Origin of the sequence: Rhizobium sp. NZLR1b (genome assembly GCF_019685155.1) — a bacterium.
Classification (GTDB): Bacteria; Pseudomonadota; Alphaproteobacteria; order Rhizobiales; family Rhizobiaceae; genus Rhizobium.
In genome coordinates, this window is sequence record NZ_JABDWC010000003.1 from 310,051 (window position 1) to 325,825 (window position 15,775).

Genomic DNA, 15,775 nt, shown 5'->3' on the forward strand with positions numbered 1-15,775 from the left:
ACGAAACTAGACAGTGATGCCAGTTAAGGGAAGAGGTTAGATCAAATTTGGGCGGCTAAAGCATTCAAAGCAGCGACAAAAGGCTTTTCTCATCCGTCATTGGCGAAATCATTACGCTTTTTCTCAGAGCCGCGGGAATCGCTTCCGCCACCGCTTCGCTGAGGCAGATAAGGCGGATTCCGCTGTCCTCCGGCAGAGCCGATCGCAGTTCCGGCACGCGAAAGAAATCCTCGGCCGTCTGCCGGGAATAGAAGAGTATGACCTCCGGCCTCCGGCCTGAGAAAATCGCTCCGATCTCTGCCGGGCCGGGGGCGACCGGCTGCATGCGATAACATTCGGCGACGGAAAAGCGGATGCCGCGTTGGCGCAATCCTGCTTCGAAAGTTTCGGCGCGCGGCAAGCCGGCAAGATAGAGCAATTCGTCCGCTTCCCGCGCCGCGACGAGATCGGCGAGATCGCGGCCGTTGCCCTTGGATGAAGCGACCGATCGGAAGCCGAGCTTGCGCGCTTCTTCCGCCGTCGTCTCGCCGACGGCGAAAAGCGGGCGGGCAAGATGCGGACGAAGCTGCTCTTCGAGAGCGGCAACGACCCTGATAGCTTCGGCGCTGGTCACTGCGATTGCGCCGCTGGTTCTAGCCAACGCGGCCGCGGCTGCCGCGCTGTCGTGCAGGGGCCGACGCAGCGGCAGCAGCAGCGGCTCGTGGCCCATATCGCGCAGACGTTGTGCGGTTTTCGTCGCCGAATGCGCGGGGCGGGTGACGAGCACGCGCATGGCCGCGTCAGTGCCAATCGTCGAAAAAGGCGCTGCCGGCCCTTGCGCGCACGTCCTGGCCGGCGCGGGTGCCGAGGGCTGCCGCATCGCGGCGGTGGCCGTCGGTGGTCACCGCATGCTGGCTGCGGCCGTCAGGCGTGATGATAAGGCCGGAGAAGCGGATCAGGTCGCCTTCGCAGACCGCATAACCGCCGATCGGCGTGCGGCACGAGCCGTCGAGAGCGGCGAGAAAGGCACGTTCGCAGGAGACGGTATCGAAGGTCGGCGCGTCGTTGACCGGTGCCAGCAGATCGTCGATCCTGGTATCACCGATGCGGCTTTCGATGCAGATCGCTCCCTGCGCCGGCGCCGGCGGGAAGGTGTCGGGATCGAGGATATCGGTCAGCACCTCGACCTTGCCAAGGCGCTTCAGGCCGGCAAGCGCCAGCAGGGTCGCATCGACCTGACCCTCTTCGAGCTTGCGCAGGCGCGTTTCCACTAGGCCGCGGAAGGTGATGACATTGATATCCGGCCGCATGCGGCGGATCAGCGCCTGGCGGCGCAGCGACGACGAACCGACGGTGGCGCCATGCGGCAGGTCGATCAGTTTGCGCGCGGTGCGGCCGATGACGGCGTCGCGGATATCTTCGCGCGGCAGATAGGCGGAGAGATAAAGCCCCTCGGGTAGCTTCGTCGCAATATCCTTGGCGGAGTGCACGGCAAAATCCAGCTCGCCGGCAACGAGCTTCTGCTCAATTTCCTCGGTGAAGAGGCCCTTGCCGCCGATCTCGGCCAGCGAGCGGTCGGTGATGCGGTCGCCCTTGGTTGTCAGCACGACGATCTCGAACATGTCCTCGGGTAGATGATGCGCCGCCATCAGCCTGTCGCGGGCCTCATGCGCCTGGGCAAGCGCCAGCGGGCTGCCCCGCGTGCCGATCCGGAAAGGTTTTGTTTGCATCCGCTCTATTCCGTTGTTACCGGAGTTCTCGTAAACGGGTTTCCATCCCATCGCAATCAACGAACAGGCTTCATGGTTCCCTTTCTGCGCATCCTTGGCATCGAAACGAGCTGCGACGAGACCGCCGCCGCCGTCGTCGAGCGCGATGCGGAAGGGCATTCCAACGTGCTGTCGGATGTCGTGCTTTCCCAGCTCGACGAGCATAGCGCTTATGGCGGCGTGGTGCCGGAAATCGCCGCGCGTGCCCATGTCGAGGCACTGGACGAGCTTATCGAGGAAGCGCTGAAGCGCGCCAATGTGTCGCTGGCCGATATCGACGCCATTGCCGCGACGTCGGGACCTGGGCTGATCGGCGGGCTGCTTGTGGGGTTGATGACCGGCAAGGCAATCGCCAGGGCAGCCGGCAAGCCGCTTTATGCGGTCAACCATCTCGAAGGTCATGCGCTGACGGCGCGGCTGACGGACGGGCTCTCCTTTCCCTATCTGATGCTGCTCGTCTCCGGCGGCCATACCCAGCTCATCCTGGTGCGCGGCGTCGGAGAGTATGAGCGCTGGGGCACGACGATCGACGATGCGCTCGGCGAGGCCTTCGACAAGACGGCAAAGCTGCTCGGCTTGCCGTATCCCGGCGGCCCGGCGGTGGAACGGATGGCGCGGAACGGCAATGCCGATCGCTTCGCTTTTCCGCGACCACTGGTCGGCGAGGCACGGCTCGATTTCTCCTTCTCCGGGCTGAAGACGGCGGTGCGGCAGGCGGCGCAGGATATCGCGCCGCTCAGCGATCAGGATGTGGCGGATATCTGCGCGTCGTTTCAGAAGGCGATCTCGCGCACGCTGAAGGACCGCATCGGCCGCGGCCTGCAGCGGTTCAAGACGGAATTTGCGGCGGCATTCCCAGCGACTGGCCCAGCGACTGGCGAGAAGCCGGCACTGGTCGTTGCCGGCGGTGTCGCTGCCAATCTCGAACTGCGCGGCACGCTGCAGGCGCTATGCGACAAGAACGGCTTCCGCTTCATCGCGCCGCCGCTGCACCTCTGCACCGACAATGCGGTGATGATTGCCTGGGCAGGACTGGAGCGGATGGCGACCGGAGCCGCGCCGGATGCGCTCGACGTCCAGCCGCGTTCACGCTGGCCGCTCGATTCCCATGCGCAAACGCTGATCGGTTTCGGCAAGAGAGGGGCCAAGGCATGAGCGAAAACATCGCCGTCGTCGGATCTGGGGCTTTCGGCACGGCGCTCGCCACCGTCATCGCCCTTGCCGGCCGTAGCGCGGTGACGCTCGTCGGGCGTAATCCGTCGCTGATGGCCGATCTGAAGGCAGAACGGCTGCATGATGCGGTGCTGCCCGGTATTCTCCTGCCCGATACGCTGAAATTTGCCGCCGAGGCGGAGGCGATTGCCGACGCCTCCATCGTGCTTTTTGCGATGCCGTCGCAGGCGCAGGCCGATGCGGCGCGGCAATACGGCCCCTATCTTTCCAAGGATGCCGTTGTCGTCACCTGCGCCAAGGGTATCGAGCGGGCAACCGGCAATCTTCTGACCGACATGCTGGAACGGGAATTGCCGGACCATTCCGTCGCCGTGCTTTCCGGTCCGGGTTTTGCCGCCGATATCGCCAAGGGCCTGCCGACGGCGATGGCGATTGCGGCTGAGGATATGGAGGTCGCCGAACGGCTCGCACAGGCGATTTCCGGCCGGACCTTCCGGCTCTATGCCTCCAGCGACCGCGTCGGCGTGCAGCTCGGCGGCGCGTTGAAGAATGTGCTGGCAATTGCCTGCGGCATCGTCGAAGGCGGCGGCATCGGCGATTCCGCGCGTGCGGCGCTGATTGCGCGCGGGCTTGCGGAAATGTCGCGTTTCGTCGTCGCCAAGGGCGGCCAGGCCGATACGGTGCGCGGGCTTTCCGGCCTTGGCGATCTGGTGCTGACGGCAACGAGCCATCAATCGCGCAACCTGCGCTTCGGCATAGCGCTCGGGCGCGGCGAAAAGGCCGATCCGCTGCAGGGCGCGCTGGTAGAAGGTGCGCTTGCCGCCTCCGTCGCCTCGCGGCTTGCCGCAGAGCTTGCGGTCAGCATGCCGATTACAGACGCCGTTTCCGCCATCATCGACGGCAGGCTCAATATATCAGAGGCGATAGAGCAACTGATGACGCGTCCGATCACCACCGAATAGGAGACAGACATGCTTTTCGCCCTTCTTTGCAAGGACAAGCCGGGACATTTGAACGTGCGCATGGAGACGCGTTCGATACATGTCGAGTATCTGAACGGGCTGAACGCCGAGGGAACGCTGAAGATCGCCGGTCCATTTCTCGATGACGAGGGCAAGGCCTGCGGCAGCCTGATCATCGTCGACGCTGAGACGAAAGAGGCAGCGCGGGCGCTTGCCGATGCCGATCCTTATGCCAAGGCCGGACTGTTCGAAAGTGTCGACGTCAAGGCCTACAACTGGGTCTTCAACAAACCGGAGGCGTGAGCATGGCGCACTGGCTCTACAAATCCGAACCCGCCTCCTGGTCGTGGGAGCAACAGAAGGCTGCCGGCGAAAAGGGCACGGAATGGACGGGCGTTCGCAACTATCTGGCGCGCAACAACATGCGGGCGATGCAGATCGGCGACAAGGGCTTTTTCTACCATTCCAATGACGGGCTTGAAGTCGTTGGCATTGTCGAAGTCTCAGCGCTGTCGCAGCCCGATTCCACCGCCAAGGGCGACCCGAAGTGGGATTGCGTCCACATTCGCGCCGTCATGGACATGCCGAAGCCGGTGACGCTGAGGGATGTCAAGGCGAGCGAGAAGCTCGCCATGATGGCGCTCGTCACCTCGATGCGGCTTTCGGTGCAGCCGGTGACGGAAGAGGAATATCTCGAAGTCTGCCGCATGGGCGGACTGGACAATCCGCCGCGTTGAAGACCGATCCGGAAGCCTTCATCCGCGCCAATACCAGCCCGATGGCGCCGCCGCACGTGCCGGAGATTTCACTCCATCTGGCGTGCGAGGCGCATGAGCTCTGGTTAAAGACGGAGGAGGAACTGGAAGCGATCGGCCTGCCGCCGCCCTTTTGGGCTTTTGCCTGGGCGGGCGGCCAAGGACTGGCGCGCTACATTCTCGATCATCCGGAGGTGGTGCGCGGCAAACGGGTGCTGGATTTCGCCAGCGGTTCCGGTCTTGTCGGCATAGCGGCTGCTATGGCCGGTGCCCGGGAGGTCACCGCCAATGATATCGATCCCTGGGCGGAGGCGGCAGTCCGGCTGAATGGCGGGGCTAATGAAGTTTCGCTCGGCTTTAGCGGCGCCGATCTGATCGGGCAGGCCGTCGAGGCGGATATCGTGCTTGCCGGCGATGTCTTCTACGACGGCGCTTTTGCCGATGCACTCGTTCCCTGGTTCGCGAAGCTGGCGGACCAGGGAAAGCCGGTGCTGGTCGGCGATCCCGGACGCAGCTACCTGCCTCGGGATCGGCTGGAATTCTGCGCAGCCTATGAGGTGCCTGTGACGCGGGCGCTGGAGGACAGCGAAATCAAGAAGACGACGGTGTGGCGCTTCGTTTCCTAAGTCGGATCGACATTCAGGATTCGATCATTCGCGATCGCCCGGACAAAAAGACGTCAGCCGGCGATCAAAGCGGCTTCATACACCATCGTCGCGGCGGCAAGATCAGCCAACGCCGTTCCGACTGCCTTGTAGAGAGTGATTTCATCGTTGGACGCCCGCGCTGGACTATCCCGACGACACAGCTCGTCAAGTGTCGCACGCACCGCATCCGTAGAAATGACGCCGGCCCTCATCGGCTGAACCAGATCGCCTGCTTCGTGAAGGGCTTCGTGAGTGTCGATATAGACCGATGAGCGCCGAAGCGCCTCGTCATCGGCCTCGCGCATCGCCGGGGTGAAGCCGCCGATCAGATCGACATGGGTGCCCGGCCGTAGCCATTCGCCCCGGATAAGCGGTGCCGTCGCCAGCGTCGCTGCGCTGACGATATCGGCTTGCCGCGCCGCGGTTTCCAGATTCGTAACGGCAGTGGCCTGGAGCCCCTTTTGCCGGAGGCTCTGCACCAGCCGTTCCGCACTGGCGGGATCGATATCCCAGATATCGACATGCGCGATCGGCCGGACGGCGCGGTAGGCATCGGGTATGAGGCTCGCGACGCGACCTGCGCCGATCACCAGCAGACGGCGTGCGTCCTGTCGGGCAAGATAGTCCGCAGCAAGGGCCGATGCCGCTACCGTGCGGCGCGTGGTGATCGTGTTTCCGTCAAGTAGCGCAAGCTGCATCCCGGTCCGGCCATCATAGAGCATGTAAGTCGAGGTCAAACCGGGAATGCCGCGTACCGTGTTGCCGGGAAAGACGGTAACGATCTTGATGCCAAGGTAGCGCTCCGACCGGTGCGTTTCATGCCAGGCCGGCATCAGAAGCAGCGTCGCATCCGGCTCGCCGCTATTGGCTATCGTGTGGTGATGCCGTACCGGCACAACACAGCCTTCGGCAAATGCTTGCCGCAGGGTCGCGACCAGCGCGCCGAATGGTAGGAACTCGCCGGTTGTCTGGGCATCGAGAAGACGGATTTGTGTGTCGGTCATTGAAGCGATCTCTCAGTAAGTTTTGACTGCTGGATAAAGCGAGTTCTGTGTGACTGAACGAGAGCAGCGCCTGAGCCGCGTCGCTGCTCGCGGCGCGCTATCTTTTCAACCGGGATCGGCTCTTTGGACACTCCGTTGCGATCGGAATGCGGAGCAACTCGGCACCGCTCAGCCAAACGCAGCTTTCTTCTCCAGAATTCTGGCGTATTGCGTAAGCGGATAGCACAGGGCGAAGAAGATCAACGCGACGAGACCGTAGACCTTGAAAGGTTCGAAGGTCGCGTTGTTGATGGCGTTCGCGGTTTTCAGCAGTTCTTCGAAGCCGAGGATCGAGGCCAGTGCGGTGCTCTTGATCAACTGGACCAAGAACCCGACAGTCGGCGCGCGCGTGATCCGGAAAGCCTGCGGCAGGATGACAAGGCGAAGTTCGAGGAGACGATGCAAGCCCAGGCTGGCTGCGGCGTCCCATTGCCCGCGCGGCACCGCCTCGACGCCGCTCCGCCAGATTTCCGCAAGATAAGCGCTAGCATAGAACGTCAGGCCGCAGACGGCGGCGGTCCATGACTCGATCCGGAAGCCGACCATCGGCAGGCCGAAAAACATCAAAAAGAGCTGCATGAGGAGCGGCGTTCCCTGAAACAGGGCAATGTAGCCGGACGCGAAGCTGCGCGACCAGCGCGTTTTCGATATCCGTGCAGACAGGATCGCCAATCCAACGATGGCGCCGCCGGCAAAGGCTGCGAGCGAAAGCAGCAGGGTCCAGCGTGTCGCGAAGACAAGATTGCGCAGAATGTCCCAGAAGGTGAACTCAATCATGCCAGACCGGCTCCCAGAAAACGGCGTTTCCCGGCGAAAAGGAGCCGGCGAAGTGCGGCGGACATCGAAAGGTAGATCAACGTCGCCACCAGATAGGTCTCGAAGGAACGGAAAGTGCGCGACTGAAGCAGATCGGCCTCCTGCGCCAGCTCGCGGACTGATATTTGCGAAACCACCGCCGATTCCAGCATCATGATGATGATCTGGCTCGTCAACGCCGGGAAAATGATGGCAATCGCTTGCGGCATGATGATTTTGAAGAACACCAGCCGGGGCCTCAGGCCGAGTGCCTGCGCAGCCTCCTTCTGGCCTCTCGGTATGGCATCGAGCCCGGCCCCGACCACCTCGATCGTGTAGGCCGCCATATTGAGGGTCATGGCAAGAACTGCGGCAGAGATCGGATCGAGGCGAATGCCGAGGCTGGGCAAGCCAAAGAAGATGAAGAACAGCTGCACCAGGAATGGCGTATTACGCATGACTTCCACATACAGGCCGACGACCTTGCGCAACCATGGATAAGGTCCCCGGCGCGCGGCCGCGCCGAGAATGCTGAGAACGATCCCTAGGACCGATGTGGAGGCCGTCAGTGCAAGCGTCGTGCCTGCGCCATAAGCCAAAGCTCCCATTCCGTCCCAAAGCCAATTGAAATCGAGGCTGTATCTCATCGTTTGTCCTTTGGAGCCGGATGATCTGGGCCGGGTCGGCCCGAAATCTCGATCCGCCTCTCAATCAAAGAATTGGAGCATGACTCCACCGGAATCGCTTACAGCTTTCGGCATCACGCTCTGGCGAGTGGGAGGCCGTCCTCGTCAGTCCTTCAGGTTTTCAGGGTTGAGCGGCGCTTTCAGCCAGCTCTTCGAGCTTGCGTCGAGAGAACCATCGGAGATCATTGCGGCGACGCTGTCATTGACAGCCTTTTTCAGGCCTTCCTCGCCCTTGCGGAGCGCGATGTGCGAGGGGGAGCTAAGGAGCTGGAACTTCTGCTCCGGCTTCAGCTCGTCCTGTCGTGCCAGAACCTGCGCACCGACATCATTGCCGACGACCATCAACTGGGTCTGGCCGGATATGAAGGCCTGGATGACCGAATTGTAGTTCTCGAAACGCTGGATCGCAGCCGAGCTAGGGGCGGCGGCCGTCAGCGACGTGTCTTCGAGCGTCCCACGATTGACGGCAACGGTCTTGTCGACAAGGTCTTCCTTGCCGCTCACCTTCAGCGCAGCCGGACCGATGACGGCGATATAGTAGGGGGCGTACGGGGCGGCAAAATCGACAACCTCGGCACGCTCCTTCGAATAGCCGACGCTCATCAGCAGGTCGACGCGATCGTCGTTCAGGTAGGCGATCCTGTTCTGGCCAGTAACGCTCACGAGATTGAGTTTCACGCCGAGGCCGTCGGCGATCTTCTGGGCGACGTCGACGTCATAGCCCTTGATGCTCATATCGGCGCTTGCCGAAGAGAAGGGCGGGAAATCGGAGAAGATGCCGATGTTAATCTCGCCTGCGGCTTTGATATCGGCAAGTTCGTCGGCCTGCGCGGCCCCTGCAAGGATGCCGAACACGGCAATTGCCGCGGTGGCGGTGTAGCGCAATTTCATAAGAGCAGTCATGTCGTTCCCCTTTTTGAGACGTGTTGTGCGGCAGGTGATGGATGGCAGCGGGCACGAGGCACGCTGCCGTTGTGGAGTTGATTCTCAGGTCACCTTTGTCCTGACAGCGGGACTGAACATCGCGAGGCATAGGAGTTCGAACAGGACCTGCGCGGCGATCTGCGCGGTGTTGGTGGTGTTGTCGTATTGCGGCGCGATTTCCACGACGTCGCCGCCGATGAGGTTGATGCCTTTGAAGCCACGCAGTAGGCTCAGAACCTCCCTCGGCTGAAGCCCGCCGACTTCTGGCGTGCCAGTTCCCGGAGCGAAGGCCGGATCGAGGCTGTCCACGTCGAAACTGAGATAGGTTGGACCAGCGCCGACAACCTCGAGAGCCTTTGCGACCACAGCCTTGAGGCCCATCTCCGCCACCTCTTCCGCGTGGATGACGGTCATGCCGGAGGCAAAGGAGAACTCCCAGAGATATTCGCCGCCGCCGCGGATGCCGATCTGGATCGTACGCTTCGGATCGAGCACGCCCGCCAGAACCGCCTCGCGGAAGGGCGCGCCGTGGTGGAACTTAGAGCCCTCATAGGGACCAGCGGTGTCGCAATGAGCGTCGATGTGGATCATGCCTACCGGCTGGCTGGCCGCCAGGCCCTTGAGAATGGCGCCGGAGATCGAATGGTCGCCGCCGACCGACAGCGGGATAACCCCGGTTGCCGCGATCATCCGGTAGCAGGCCTCGATGTCGGCATGGCACTCGGCCAGGTCGAACCGGCTGCGCATCGGCACGTCGCCGACATCGGCGACTGTTAGCCCTCCCATTGGCGCGACTCGCAGAACATGCTCGTAGGGGCCCACACGCTCGATCGCCCGGACGGCCCGCGGCCCCAGCCGCGCGCCGGCGCGATTGGTGACGCCGAGATCCATCGGCACGCCGATCAGAGCTATGTCAAGCGCCTCAAGGACCTCGGGCTGCAAGCCGTTCTCGATGAAACGGGCGTCCAGAAAGGTCGCAGGATCGGCGAAGGGCCATTTGCGGCTGTCGCCGTCCTTGAATACGCTCGCCGCCACGGCGCGGAAGTGCGGATCTTCCATCTCACCGCCTGCAGCGCTGCCGAAGCGCTTTCTCAAGTCTTCCAGAAAATCTCGGTCAATGGTCAAGGCAGGCTCCCGCGGTATTGATGCTGCCATCATCATCGGCGCCACCCGCTTCTCTTGGAACCGCGAAAATTCGAGAGGGGATATAACGATTCTTGATAGCTCGGATCCGCCAAGGCTCCGCGATGCGGGTAGTGCGTTCATCGGGATATTCAGAAAACTTTATAACCCGGCGAGAATTTTCCCACTACCGCGGTTGGCAACCTCCAAGCAGTCTCCGATGCGAACGGTCCAGCAGAGGGCCGACAACAAAGGGGACCTACCATGTTGCACGATATGACACGCCGCCGTTTCCTCGGATCCGCCGCTGCCGCGGGGATTGCCGGCACGATGACCGGGTTTGCGAGATCCGCCGCAGCCGGCAGCGGCAATCTCACCGCCGTTGAATGGGGCGGCGATGTCGTCGAAGCCATGAAGCAGATCGCCGCCGACCAGAATGCGGCGACGTTCAACTGGGTTCTTCATCAGGGCGGCGCGGGCGCGATCCTGCCAAAGATCAAGGCCGTCTGGCCGAATGTCGACTACGACTATGTCGCCGGCTGGGAAGGCTCATTCAACAGTATGGTGAAGGAAGATTGGCTCGAGACCATCAATCCTGCCGATGTTCCCAACCTTGCGAATATTCCCGAGAAAATCATCATTCGTGATGGCAAGGGCAATATCAAAGCGGTCCCACGCGCAGTTGGCGGCATGTATTTTGGATCCCGAACCGACACGGCTCCGATCGCTGTGAAGACCATCGATGATCTGCTCAGCCCCGATCTTAAGGGCGCGATCTGCTGGCCGGGCCCGACACAGAGCATGATGCTCCAGATTGTCGCGCTCGCCCTTCACGCTGGCGGCAGTGAAACGAATATGGAACCCGGGTGGAAGCTCATGAAGGAATTGGCGAAATCCGGCAATATCGGCCGCGTCGCCATCACCGATATCGATTTCACAAATTCGCTGACGTCGGGCGAGACCTCCGTCGGCTTCTTTGCTGAGCCCGGCTGGGCGGCCGTGGCGAAGAACTTCCCGGTTACTCGTTTCACCAAGGACACCAACTTCAGGGCCTTCCTCTACCAGAGCGGTTTCGGCGTACTGAAGAATAGATCGAACACCAAGGCAACGCTCGATTTCGTCAACTTCGCAATCAGCCCGGACATGAATTCGCTCTACGCCAAGGTGGCGGGCGAAGCGCCGTTGAACAGCAAGGCGCTCACGCCCGACAATCTCAAGCATCTGTCCTTCACGTCGGACGAGTTTTCGAGCTTCGTCTATGTGCCGGACTACAATGTCGTTCTCGAACAGCAGGATGCCTGGTCCAAACGCTGGGAACAGGACATCGCCCCGTTGCTCTAAGGCACCTCGCGGCAGGTTATCGAAGGCGCGACGCGGGCTTCGATAACCTCCCTTTCTCGTGGCCCGTAAGGGCGAGGAAAAGGCTGTTCCACCATGACCAAAGCAAAGCGGCAACCCGTTGCCATTTCTATTCCTGATCGCCGAGATGCGGCACTGACGCTCGGGCCAGCCCTCCTGGTGTTCGCATTCGGTTTTCTGTCACCGTTAATCAATCTGGCAATCGAAAGCTTGAAGGAGTTTACGCCGGGGCGCGTCGGCTCCGTTGAAAATGCCGCGGCAACGGTCCAAAACTATTACGAGCTTGCAAACCAGGCGTTTGCGAGTGTCCTGATGACGACCTTCTGGATCGGTGGAGTTGCCGCGATCATCGGTCAGCTTGTGGCATTCCCGCTGGCCTACTTTATCGTGCGGCGCATTTCCCCGCGGATGCGCGCGCTCACCCTCGGCTTTTTGATTACGCTTGTTCTATCCAGCGTCCTGATCAAGACATACGCGATCGAACTGACCTTCGGGTCGGTCAGCATCTTCCGACCCCTCCTCCTGACACTTGGCTTTTCGCCCAACAGCCGCGAATATATTAATATCGTCGTTACTGCGGGTCTGGTTCACTCGATTATACCGGTCGCAACGCTCACGCTGATTGGCGCGATGCAATCGATCGATCCGCGTCTGCTCGATGCAGCCCAGTCGCTCGGCGCGCCGGGATGGAAAGCCCATCTGTCGATCACACTTCCCCTGAGTTTCCCGGCTCTGATCTCAAGCACGCTTGTCTCGCTGACTTTCGCGATCAGCGCCTTCGTCATTCCCATGGTGCTCGGGAGGGGCCGGGTGCTTTTCATATCGAACGTCATCTACACCCGGTTCAGCGATATCGCCAACTATCCGAGCGGCGCGGCGATCTCGCTCGTCATGCTTGCCGCAGCCTTGGCGGTCGTCGCTGTCATAACGTTTGCGCAGGCCTGGAAGGTTTCCCGATGAGCAGACAGTCTCTTGCAGCGCGAACCGGAGACCGGATCGCCGTTTCCCTCGCCTACGGTGTCATCGGCCTTGGATTGGCGTTCCTCGCCATCCCGTTGGCGATAACATGCCTCATGGCTTTCGACGCCAGGACCTACCTCGGTCCACTGCCGCCACCTGCCTTGTCGCTTCACTGGTTCGAACGGCTCGTCTCCCAGGCGGATATCCTTACCAGCCTACGCACCAGCCTCATTTTGGCGGTACTCACGACGGTTCTGTCCGTCACGGTCGGAACTGCGGCGGCTGTCGGCCTTGCCCGGGGCAATTTTCCAGGAAAGGCAGCGCTGACTTCGGCCTTTCTCTCGCCACTCATCGTTCCGCCGGTCGTCATTGGATTCGGCCTCCTGCTTTTCCTTTCCAAGGCCGGTATTACAAATGGTATGGCGCGCCTGCTTCTCGGCCACGTGATCGTGACGTTGCCCTATTGCATAAGGACCAGTCTCGCCAGCCTTCTCGGCAGCGACCAACGATTGACGGAAGCCGCAATGGTTCTCGGCGCCACCGAGCGCCAGGCCTTCTGGACCATTACCCTGCCGCTCATGCGGACGGGCGTTGTCACCGGTGCGATCTTCGCCTTCGCAATTTCTATAGATGACGTATCGATCAGTCTCTTTCTGAGCGATCCGTCCGCAACGACCTTGCCTGTTACGCTGGTCAGCAACATGCGCGCGGCTTTCGATCTGACGATCGCTGCGGCGGCCGTGGCCCTGATTGCCGTCACCGCGTTGCTGATCGTTGTGCTGGACCGTGTCGTCGGCTTCGACACTGTCGTCGGCCAGGGTTTGTTTCGTTCATGAGGACAATACGATGATTTCTGCCGTGGAATTTCAAGGGGTCAGCAAGCGCTTCGGCGAAACGGTCGCCCTCGGTAATGTCTCCTTCTCGGTGAACCCAGGTGAAACAATCGCACTGCTTGGACCGAGCGGTTGCGGCAAGACCACCATTCTTCGGCTCATTGCCGGGTTCGAGCGCCCCGACAAAGGCTCGATCTTGATCGACGGCGAGCCGATGGCCGGATTGAAACCCTATGAGCGCAATGTCGGGCTGCTGTTCCAGCACTACGCTCTTTTCCCGCATATGACCGTCGAACAGAACATCGGCTATGGACTTCGCCATCGCAACCACCCGCCGGGGCAAATACCTCGCCGCATTGCCGAGATGCTCGAGCTCGTCCGACTCGTCGGTTTCGGACAGCGGCGGCCGCACCAGTTGAGCGGCGGCCAGCAGCAGCGTGTTGCGCTTGCGCGGGCGCTCGCCACCCATCCAAGCCTTGTTCTTCTGGATGAACCCCTGTCGGCCCTCGACGCCAAACTTCGCCATGAGCTGCGCACCGAATTGAAAGATGTGCTCGCCGCGGTCGGCTCGACCGCGATCGTGGTAACCCACGACCAGGAGGAGGCGATGAGCCTGGGAGAGCGCATATTCGTGATGAACCATGGAGCAATCATGCAATCCGGCAGGCCGGATGATGTGTATTGGCGTCCAGACTCGCGTTTCGTCGCGGATTTCATGGGGCGGACGAATTGGATTCGTGGCTCGATTTCGGCCGCAGGCGGAACGGCTCGCAAGTTTCGTTCCGAATCCGGCTGGGAGTTTCCGGTCGCGTCCGCCGGAAGCCTTTCAGGTGCCGCCGAGATTTGCGTGAGGCCGGAAAACGTCGAGATATCATCCGGTGTTCCGGGTGCCGGGGCGGCCATGCCCGGACGCATTGCCGACGTTGTGACACTCGGTGCCTTCAGGCATATCGTTCTGGACCTCGTCAGTGGCGACCGCATAATCTCGGCTTGCCCGAACCGTCCAGACATAGCCTTCGCGCGAGGGCAGGCGATCAGCGTTTCCATTCTCCCCGAGGCATGCGTTCTCTTCGCGCGATAAACTGTTATTGACGGGGCGCAGCTTGCACTGCGCCCCGGCTAAGGATCGCCAGTTGCCGGAAGAACATGGTTCGTCCAATATCCGCTTATAGGCAGAGAGGCCCTCAGCACTCGAGCGCCCCAAACTATGGAATGCGGCTTCTGATGCTTGATCTTGATTCCTATCTGCTTCGTGCATTTCTGACCGTCGCGGAGATCGGCACCGTCAATGGAGCTGCCGTCAAGCTGAATAGAACGCAGGCGGCCGTAAGCATGCAGATCCGCAAGCTGGAGGAGCTTGTTGGTGTTACGCTGTTTTCGCGTTCGTCAAAAGGCCTCGAGCTCACGAGCCATGGGCAGATCATGCTGGCTTATGCCCGCGAAATGGTCGCCCTCAGCGACGAGGTCGAGAAAAGGCTGACAGGCAGGATGATCGAGGACCGCATTCGCCTCGGCGTCGTTGAGGACTTCGCAGCTGGCCACCTGATCGACATTCTTAGTGACTTCAGAGCCCAGAACCCGAAGGTCGAGATCGACATCATTGTCGAGCCGAATCGCCGCCTCGCCAGCCTGTTTGAAGACAGGAAGCTGGATCTGGTGGTTTGCGACATCACCTGCCTCTCACGAAAACCGAACCTGATCTGGACCGAATATTTGATGTGGACGGTCAGATCCGACTTTGTGGCGGACGCGGAAAAACCGCTTCCCATCATTATGTTCGAGGAGGAGTGTCCCTGGACGCTTCCGACGCTTGCGGCTCTGTCCCAGCGGAACATCAAGTGGAAGACGGCATGCGTCGCATCGACGCTCGTGGCCATGGCGACCGCGGTTCGCGTCGGTATTGGTATCGCGCCAATGATGCTCACGACAAAACCGGAGGGCTGCCGGACACTTGACCGATCGGCGGATCTGCCCGGTCCGGTGCGCATCGAGATCGGTCTGTATGCTCAGTCCGAGACGGCCGAAGGCGCGCGCTACCTTGTGGACTTCATTTCGCGGCATACGGCCATATTGTCCAGCTAGAGCCTTTCCTGGTCAGATTGAAGCATTCTGCCGGAGCAGGTTTTCGTCAGGGCAGAGGCGATTGGCGGGGGGCATACCCCTTGGTACGTCCGAGCCGTTCGCCTCTGATCCAGGCTAGAGATGCCCGGCCCACCAGACGCATCGCTTCAGCCAACAGAATGATTCAATCTGGAAAGGCTCTAGGAGCGTTCAGCTTCCATTATATCGGGTCAATTTAAATCCCTCTACCGGAATGGCGAGCGAAGCCCCACAGTGATCGGAAGGGTCGACGGCCTAATCTCAAGCATTCATGGAAGTCTGCGAATACGATAATGGGGCAAGCCAAAGTTGACGAAACTCTCCTCGCAAATGCCGCCTATCTGCCCGGCCAGGTCGCAAACCTCACGAGGGGAGCGAGCGTGACGGCGCAAACCAACGAAATATTGGAGCGCATCAATGACATGCTGCTACGCGAAGGTACCGACAAGTCAGAGATCATTCTCGCCAACATTTGGCTCAGGGACCTTGCCTCATTCGAGGAAATGAACAGAGCCTGGGATGCTTGGATGCCGGATAGCGGAACGCCACGGCGGGCAACGTTTGAGGACAAGAATCTCCCGCCGATGTGCGCCATACGTATTGACATAGCCGCGTCGCGAAAGAGTGAGGCCGGGCAAATTTGAGCCGCCCGCGTTCGTCATCATGCT

At 61.1% G+C, this 15,775-nt stretch carries 18 protein-coding genes; 11 read left to right on the forward strand and 7 right to left on the reverse strand.

Annotated elements, in window-relative coordinates:
* Positions 1 to 64 precede the first annotated feature (64 nt).
* Complete coding sequence (locus tag HJB84_RS05950; RefSeq protein WP_221115476.1) at positions 65 to 772, reverse strand: uroporphyrinogen-III synthase; 708 nt, start codon at positions 770 to 772, stop codon at positions 65 to 67.
* A 7-nt stretch (positions 773 to 779) separates the two neighbouring features.
* Positions 780 to 1,709, reverse strand: coding sequence for a hydroxymethylbilane synthase (hemC, locus tag HJB84_RS05955; protein WP_221115477.1), 930 nt, complete (start codon positions 1,707 to 1,709; stop codon positions 780 to 782).
* A 72-nt stretch (positions 1,710 to 1,781) separates the two neighbouring features.
* Between hemC and tsaD the strand changes: the two genes are divergently transcribed.
* From tsaD to HJB84_RS05980, 5 genes are read left to right on the forward strand one after another with little or no spacing between them, the layout of a single operon-like run.
* A complete protein-coding gene (tsaD, locus tag HJB84_RS05960; RefSeq protein WP_221115478.1) occupies positions 1,782 to 2,903 on the forward strand; it encodes a tRNA (adenosine(37)-N6)-threonylcarbamoyltransferase complex transferase subunit TsaD in 1,122 nt (373 codons plus the stop codon).
* On the forward strand, positions 2,900 to 3,883 hold the full coding sequence (locus tag HJB84_RS05965; protein ID WP_221115479.1) for an NAD(P)H-dependent glycerol-3-phosphate dehydrogenase: 984 nt from the start codon (positions 2,900 to 2,902) through the stop codon (positions 3,881 to 3,883). Before tsaD ends, HJB84_RS05965 begins: the two co-directional genes overlap by 4 nt.
* Before the next feature lie 9 nt (positions 3,884 to 3,892).
* Positions 3,893 to 4,186, forward strand: coding sequence for a YciI-like protein (locus HJB84_RS05970; protein ID WP_221115480.1), 294 nt, complete (start codon positions 3,893 to 3,895; stop codon positions 4,184 to 4,186).
* Positions 4,187 to 4,188: 2 nt separating this feature from the next.
* The gene (locus tag HJB84_RS05975) at positions 4,189 to 4,620 is read left to right on the forward strand and encodes an EVE domain-containing protein (RefSeq protein WP_221115481.1); all 432 of its coding nucleotides are present in this window, start codon (positions 4,189 to 4,191) and stop codon (positions 4,618 to 4,620) included.
* Positions 4,617 to 5,264 carry a methyltransferase gene (locus HJB84_RS05980; RefSeq protein WP_221115482.1) on the forward strand — a complete coding sequence of 216 codons (648 nt, stop codon included), beginning with the start codon at positions 4,617 to 4,619 and terminating at the stop codon, positions 5,262 to 5,264. Before HJB84_RS05975 ends, HJB84_RS05980 begins: the two co-directional genes overlap by 4 nt.
* 53 nt (positions 5,265 to 5,317) lie before the next feature.
* Here the strand turns inward: HJB84_RS05980 and HJB84_RS05985 are convergent, their stop codons facing one another.
* From HJB84_RS05985 to speB, 5 genes are all read right to left on the reverse strand, one after another.
* Positions 5,318 to 6,289, reverse strand: coding sequence for an ornithine cyclodeaminase family protein (locus tag HJB84_RS05985; RefSeq protein WP_207582115.1), 972 nt, complete (start codon positions 6,287 to 6,289; stop codon positions 5,318 to 5,320).
* A gap of 168 nt (positions 6,290 to 6,457) precedes the next feature.
* A complete protein-coding gene (locus HJB84_RS05990) occupies positions 6,458 to 7,105 on the reverse strand; it encodes an amino acid ABC transporter permease (RefSeq protein WP_207582114.1) in 648 nt (215 codons plus the stop codon).
* A complete protein-coding gene (locus tag HJB84_RS05995) occupies positions 7,102 to 7,770 on the reverse strand; it encodes an amino acid ABC transporter permease (protein ID WP_221115483.1) in 669 nt (222 codons plus the stop codon). The genes HJB84_RS05990 and HJB84_RS05995 overlap by 4 nt, the downstream gene beginning before the upstream one ends.
* Positions 7,771 to 7,914: 144 nt before the next feature.
* Positions 7,915 to 8,712, reverse strand: coding sequence for a transporter substrate-binding domain-containing protein (locus HJB84_RS06000; RefSeq protein ID WP_221115484.1), 798 nt, complete (start codon positions 8,710 to 8,712; stop codon positions 7,915 to 7,917).
* Between the two features lie 84 nt (positions 8,713 to 8,796).
* Complete coding sequence (gene speB / locus HJB84_RS06005) at positions 8,797 to 9,858, reverse strand: agmatinase (protein WP_207582111.1); 1,062 nt, start codon at positions 9,856 to 9,858, stop codon at positions 8,797 to 8,799.
* Between the two features lie 261 nt (positions 9,859 to 10,119).
* Here speB and HJB84_RS06010 point away from each other — a divergent pair, with 261 nt between their 5' ends.
* The 6 genes from HJB84_RS06010 (at position 10,120) to HJB84_RS06035 (ending at position 15,751) form a co-directional block, all read left to right on the forward strand.
* Positions 10,120 to 11,196 (forward strand): extracellular solute-binding protein, encoded by a 1,077-nt coding sequence (locus HJB84_RS06010; RefSeq protein WP_207582110.1) that lies wholly within the window; start codon positions 10,120 to 10,122, stop codon positions 11,194 to 11,196.
* 93 nt (positions 11,197 to 11,289) lie between these two features.
* On the forward strand, positions 11,290 to 12,174 hold the full coding sequence (locus tag HJB84_RS06015) for an ABC transporter permease (protein ID WP_221115485.1): 885 nt from the start codon (positions 11,290 to 11,292) through the stop codon (positions 12,172 to 12,174).
* Complete coding sequence (locus tag HJB84_RS06020; RefSeq protein ID WP_221115486.1) at positions 12,171 to 13,010, forward strand: ABC transporter permease; 840 nt, start codon at positions 12,171 to 12,173, stop codon at positions 13,008 to 13,010. The genes HJB84_RS06015 and HJB84_RS06020 overlap by 4 nt, the downstream gene beginning before the upstream one ends.
* A 10-nt stretch (positions 13,011 to 13,020) precedes the next feature.
* Positions 13,021 to 14,088: an ABC transporter ATP-binding protein gene (locus HJB84_RS06025; protein WP_207582107.1), complete on the forward strand. Its 1,068-nt coding sequence runs from the start codon at positions 13,021 to 13,023 to the stop codon at positions 14,086 to 14,088.
* A gap of 131 nt (positions 14,089 to 14,219) precedes the next feature.
* Complete coding sequence (locus HJB84_RS06030) at positions 14,220 to 15,089, forward strand: LysR substrate-binding domain-containing protein (protein WP_207582106.1); 870 nt, start codon at positions 14,220 to 14,222, stop codon at positions 15,087 to 15,089.
* Positions 15,090 to 15,397: 308 nt separating this feature from the next.
* Positions 15,398 to 15,751, forward strand: a complete 354-nt coding sequence (locus HJB84_RS06035) for a RidA family protein (RefSeq protein ID WP_207584395.1) — start codon at positions 15,398 to 15,400, stop codon at positions 15,749 to 15,751.
* Positions 15,752 to 15,775: the final 24 nt, after the last annotated feature.

Coding starts and splice junctions, on each gene's coding strand:
- HJB84_RS05950 (WP_221115476.1), bottom strand. CDS start 772: ATGCGCGTGCTCGTCACCCGCCCCGCGCATTCGGCGACGAAAACCGCA.
- hemC (WP_221115477.1), bottom strand. CDS start 1,709: ATGCAAACAAAACCTTTCCGGATCGGCACGCGGGGCAGCCCGCTGGCG.
- tsaD (WP_221115478.1), top strand. CDS start 1,782: ATGGTTCCCTTTCTGCGCATCCTTGGCATCGAAACGAGCTGCGACGAG.
- HJB84_RS05965 (WP_221115479.1), top strand. CDS start 2,900: ATGAGCGAAAACATCGCCGTCGTCGGATCTGGGGCTTTCGGCACGGCG.
- HJB84_RS05970 (WP_221115480.1), top strand. CDS start 3,893: ATGCTTTTCGCCCTTCTTTGCAAGGACAAGCCGGGACATTTGAACGTG.
- HJB84_RS05975 (WP_221115481.1), top strand. CDS start 4,189: ATGGCGCACTGGCTCTACAAATCCGAACCCGCCTCCTGGTCGTGGGAG.
- HJB84_RS05985 (WP_207582115.1), bottom strand. CDS start 6,289: ATGACCGACACACAAATCCGTCTTCTCGATGCCCAGACAACCGGCGAG.
- HJB84_RS05990 (WP_207582114.1), bottom strand. CDS start 7,105: ATGATTGAGTTCACCTTCTGGGACATTCTGCGCAATCTTGTCTTCGCG.
- HJB84_RS05995 (WP_221115483.1), bottom strand. CDS start 7,770: ATGAGATACAGCCTCGATTTCAATTGGCTTTGGGACGGAATGGGAGCT.
- HJB84_RS06000 (WP_221115484.1), bottom strand. CDS start 8,712: ATGACTGCTCTTATGAAATTGCGCTACACCGCCACCGCGGCAATTGCC.
- HJB84_RS06010 (WP_207582110.1), top strand. CDS start 10,120: ATGTTGCACGATATGACACGCCGCCGTTTCCTCGGATCCGCCGCTGCC.
- HJB84_RS06015 (WP_221115485.1), top strand. CDS start 11,290: ATGACCAAAGCAAAGCGGCAACCCGTTGCCATTTCTATTCCTGATCGC.
- HJB84_RS06020 (WP_221115486.1), top strand. CDS start 12,171: ATGAGCAGACAGTCTCTTGCAGCGCGAACCGGAGACCGGATCGCCGTT.
- HJB84_RS06025 (WP_207582107.1), top strand. CDS start 13,021: ATGATTTCTGCCGTGGAATTTCAAGGGGTCAGCAAGCGCTTCGGCGAA.
- HJB84_RS06030 (WP_207582106.1), top strand. CDS start 14,220: ATGCGGCTTCTGATGCTTGATCTTGATTCCTATCTGCTTCGTGCATTT.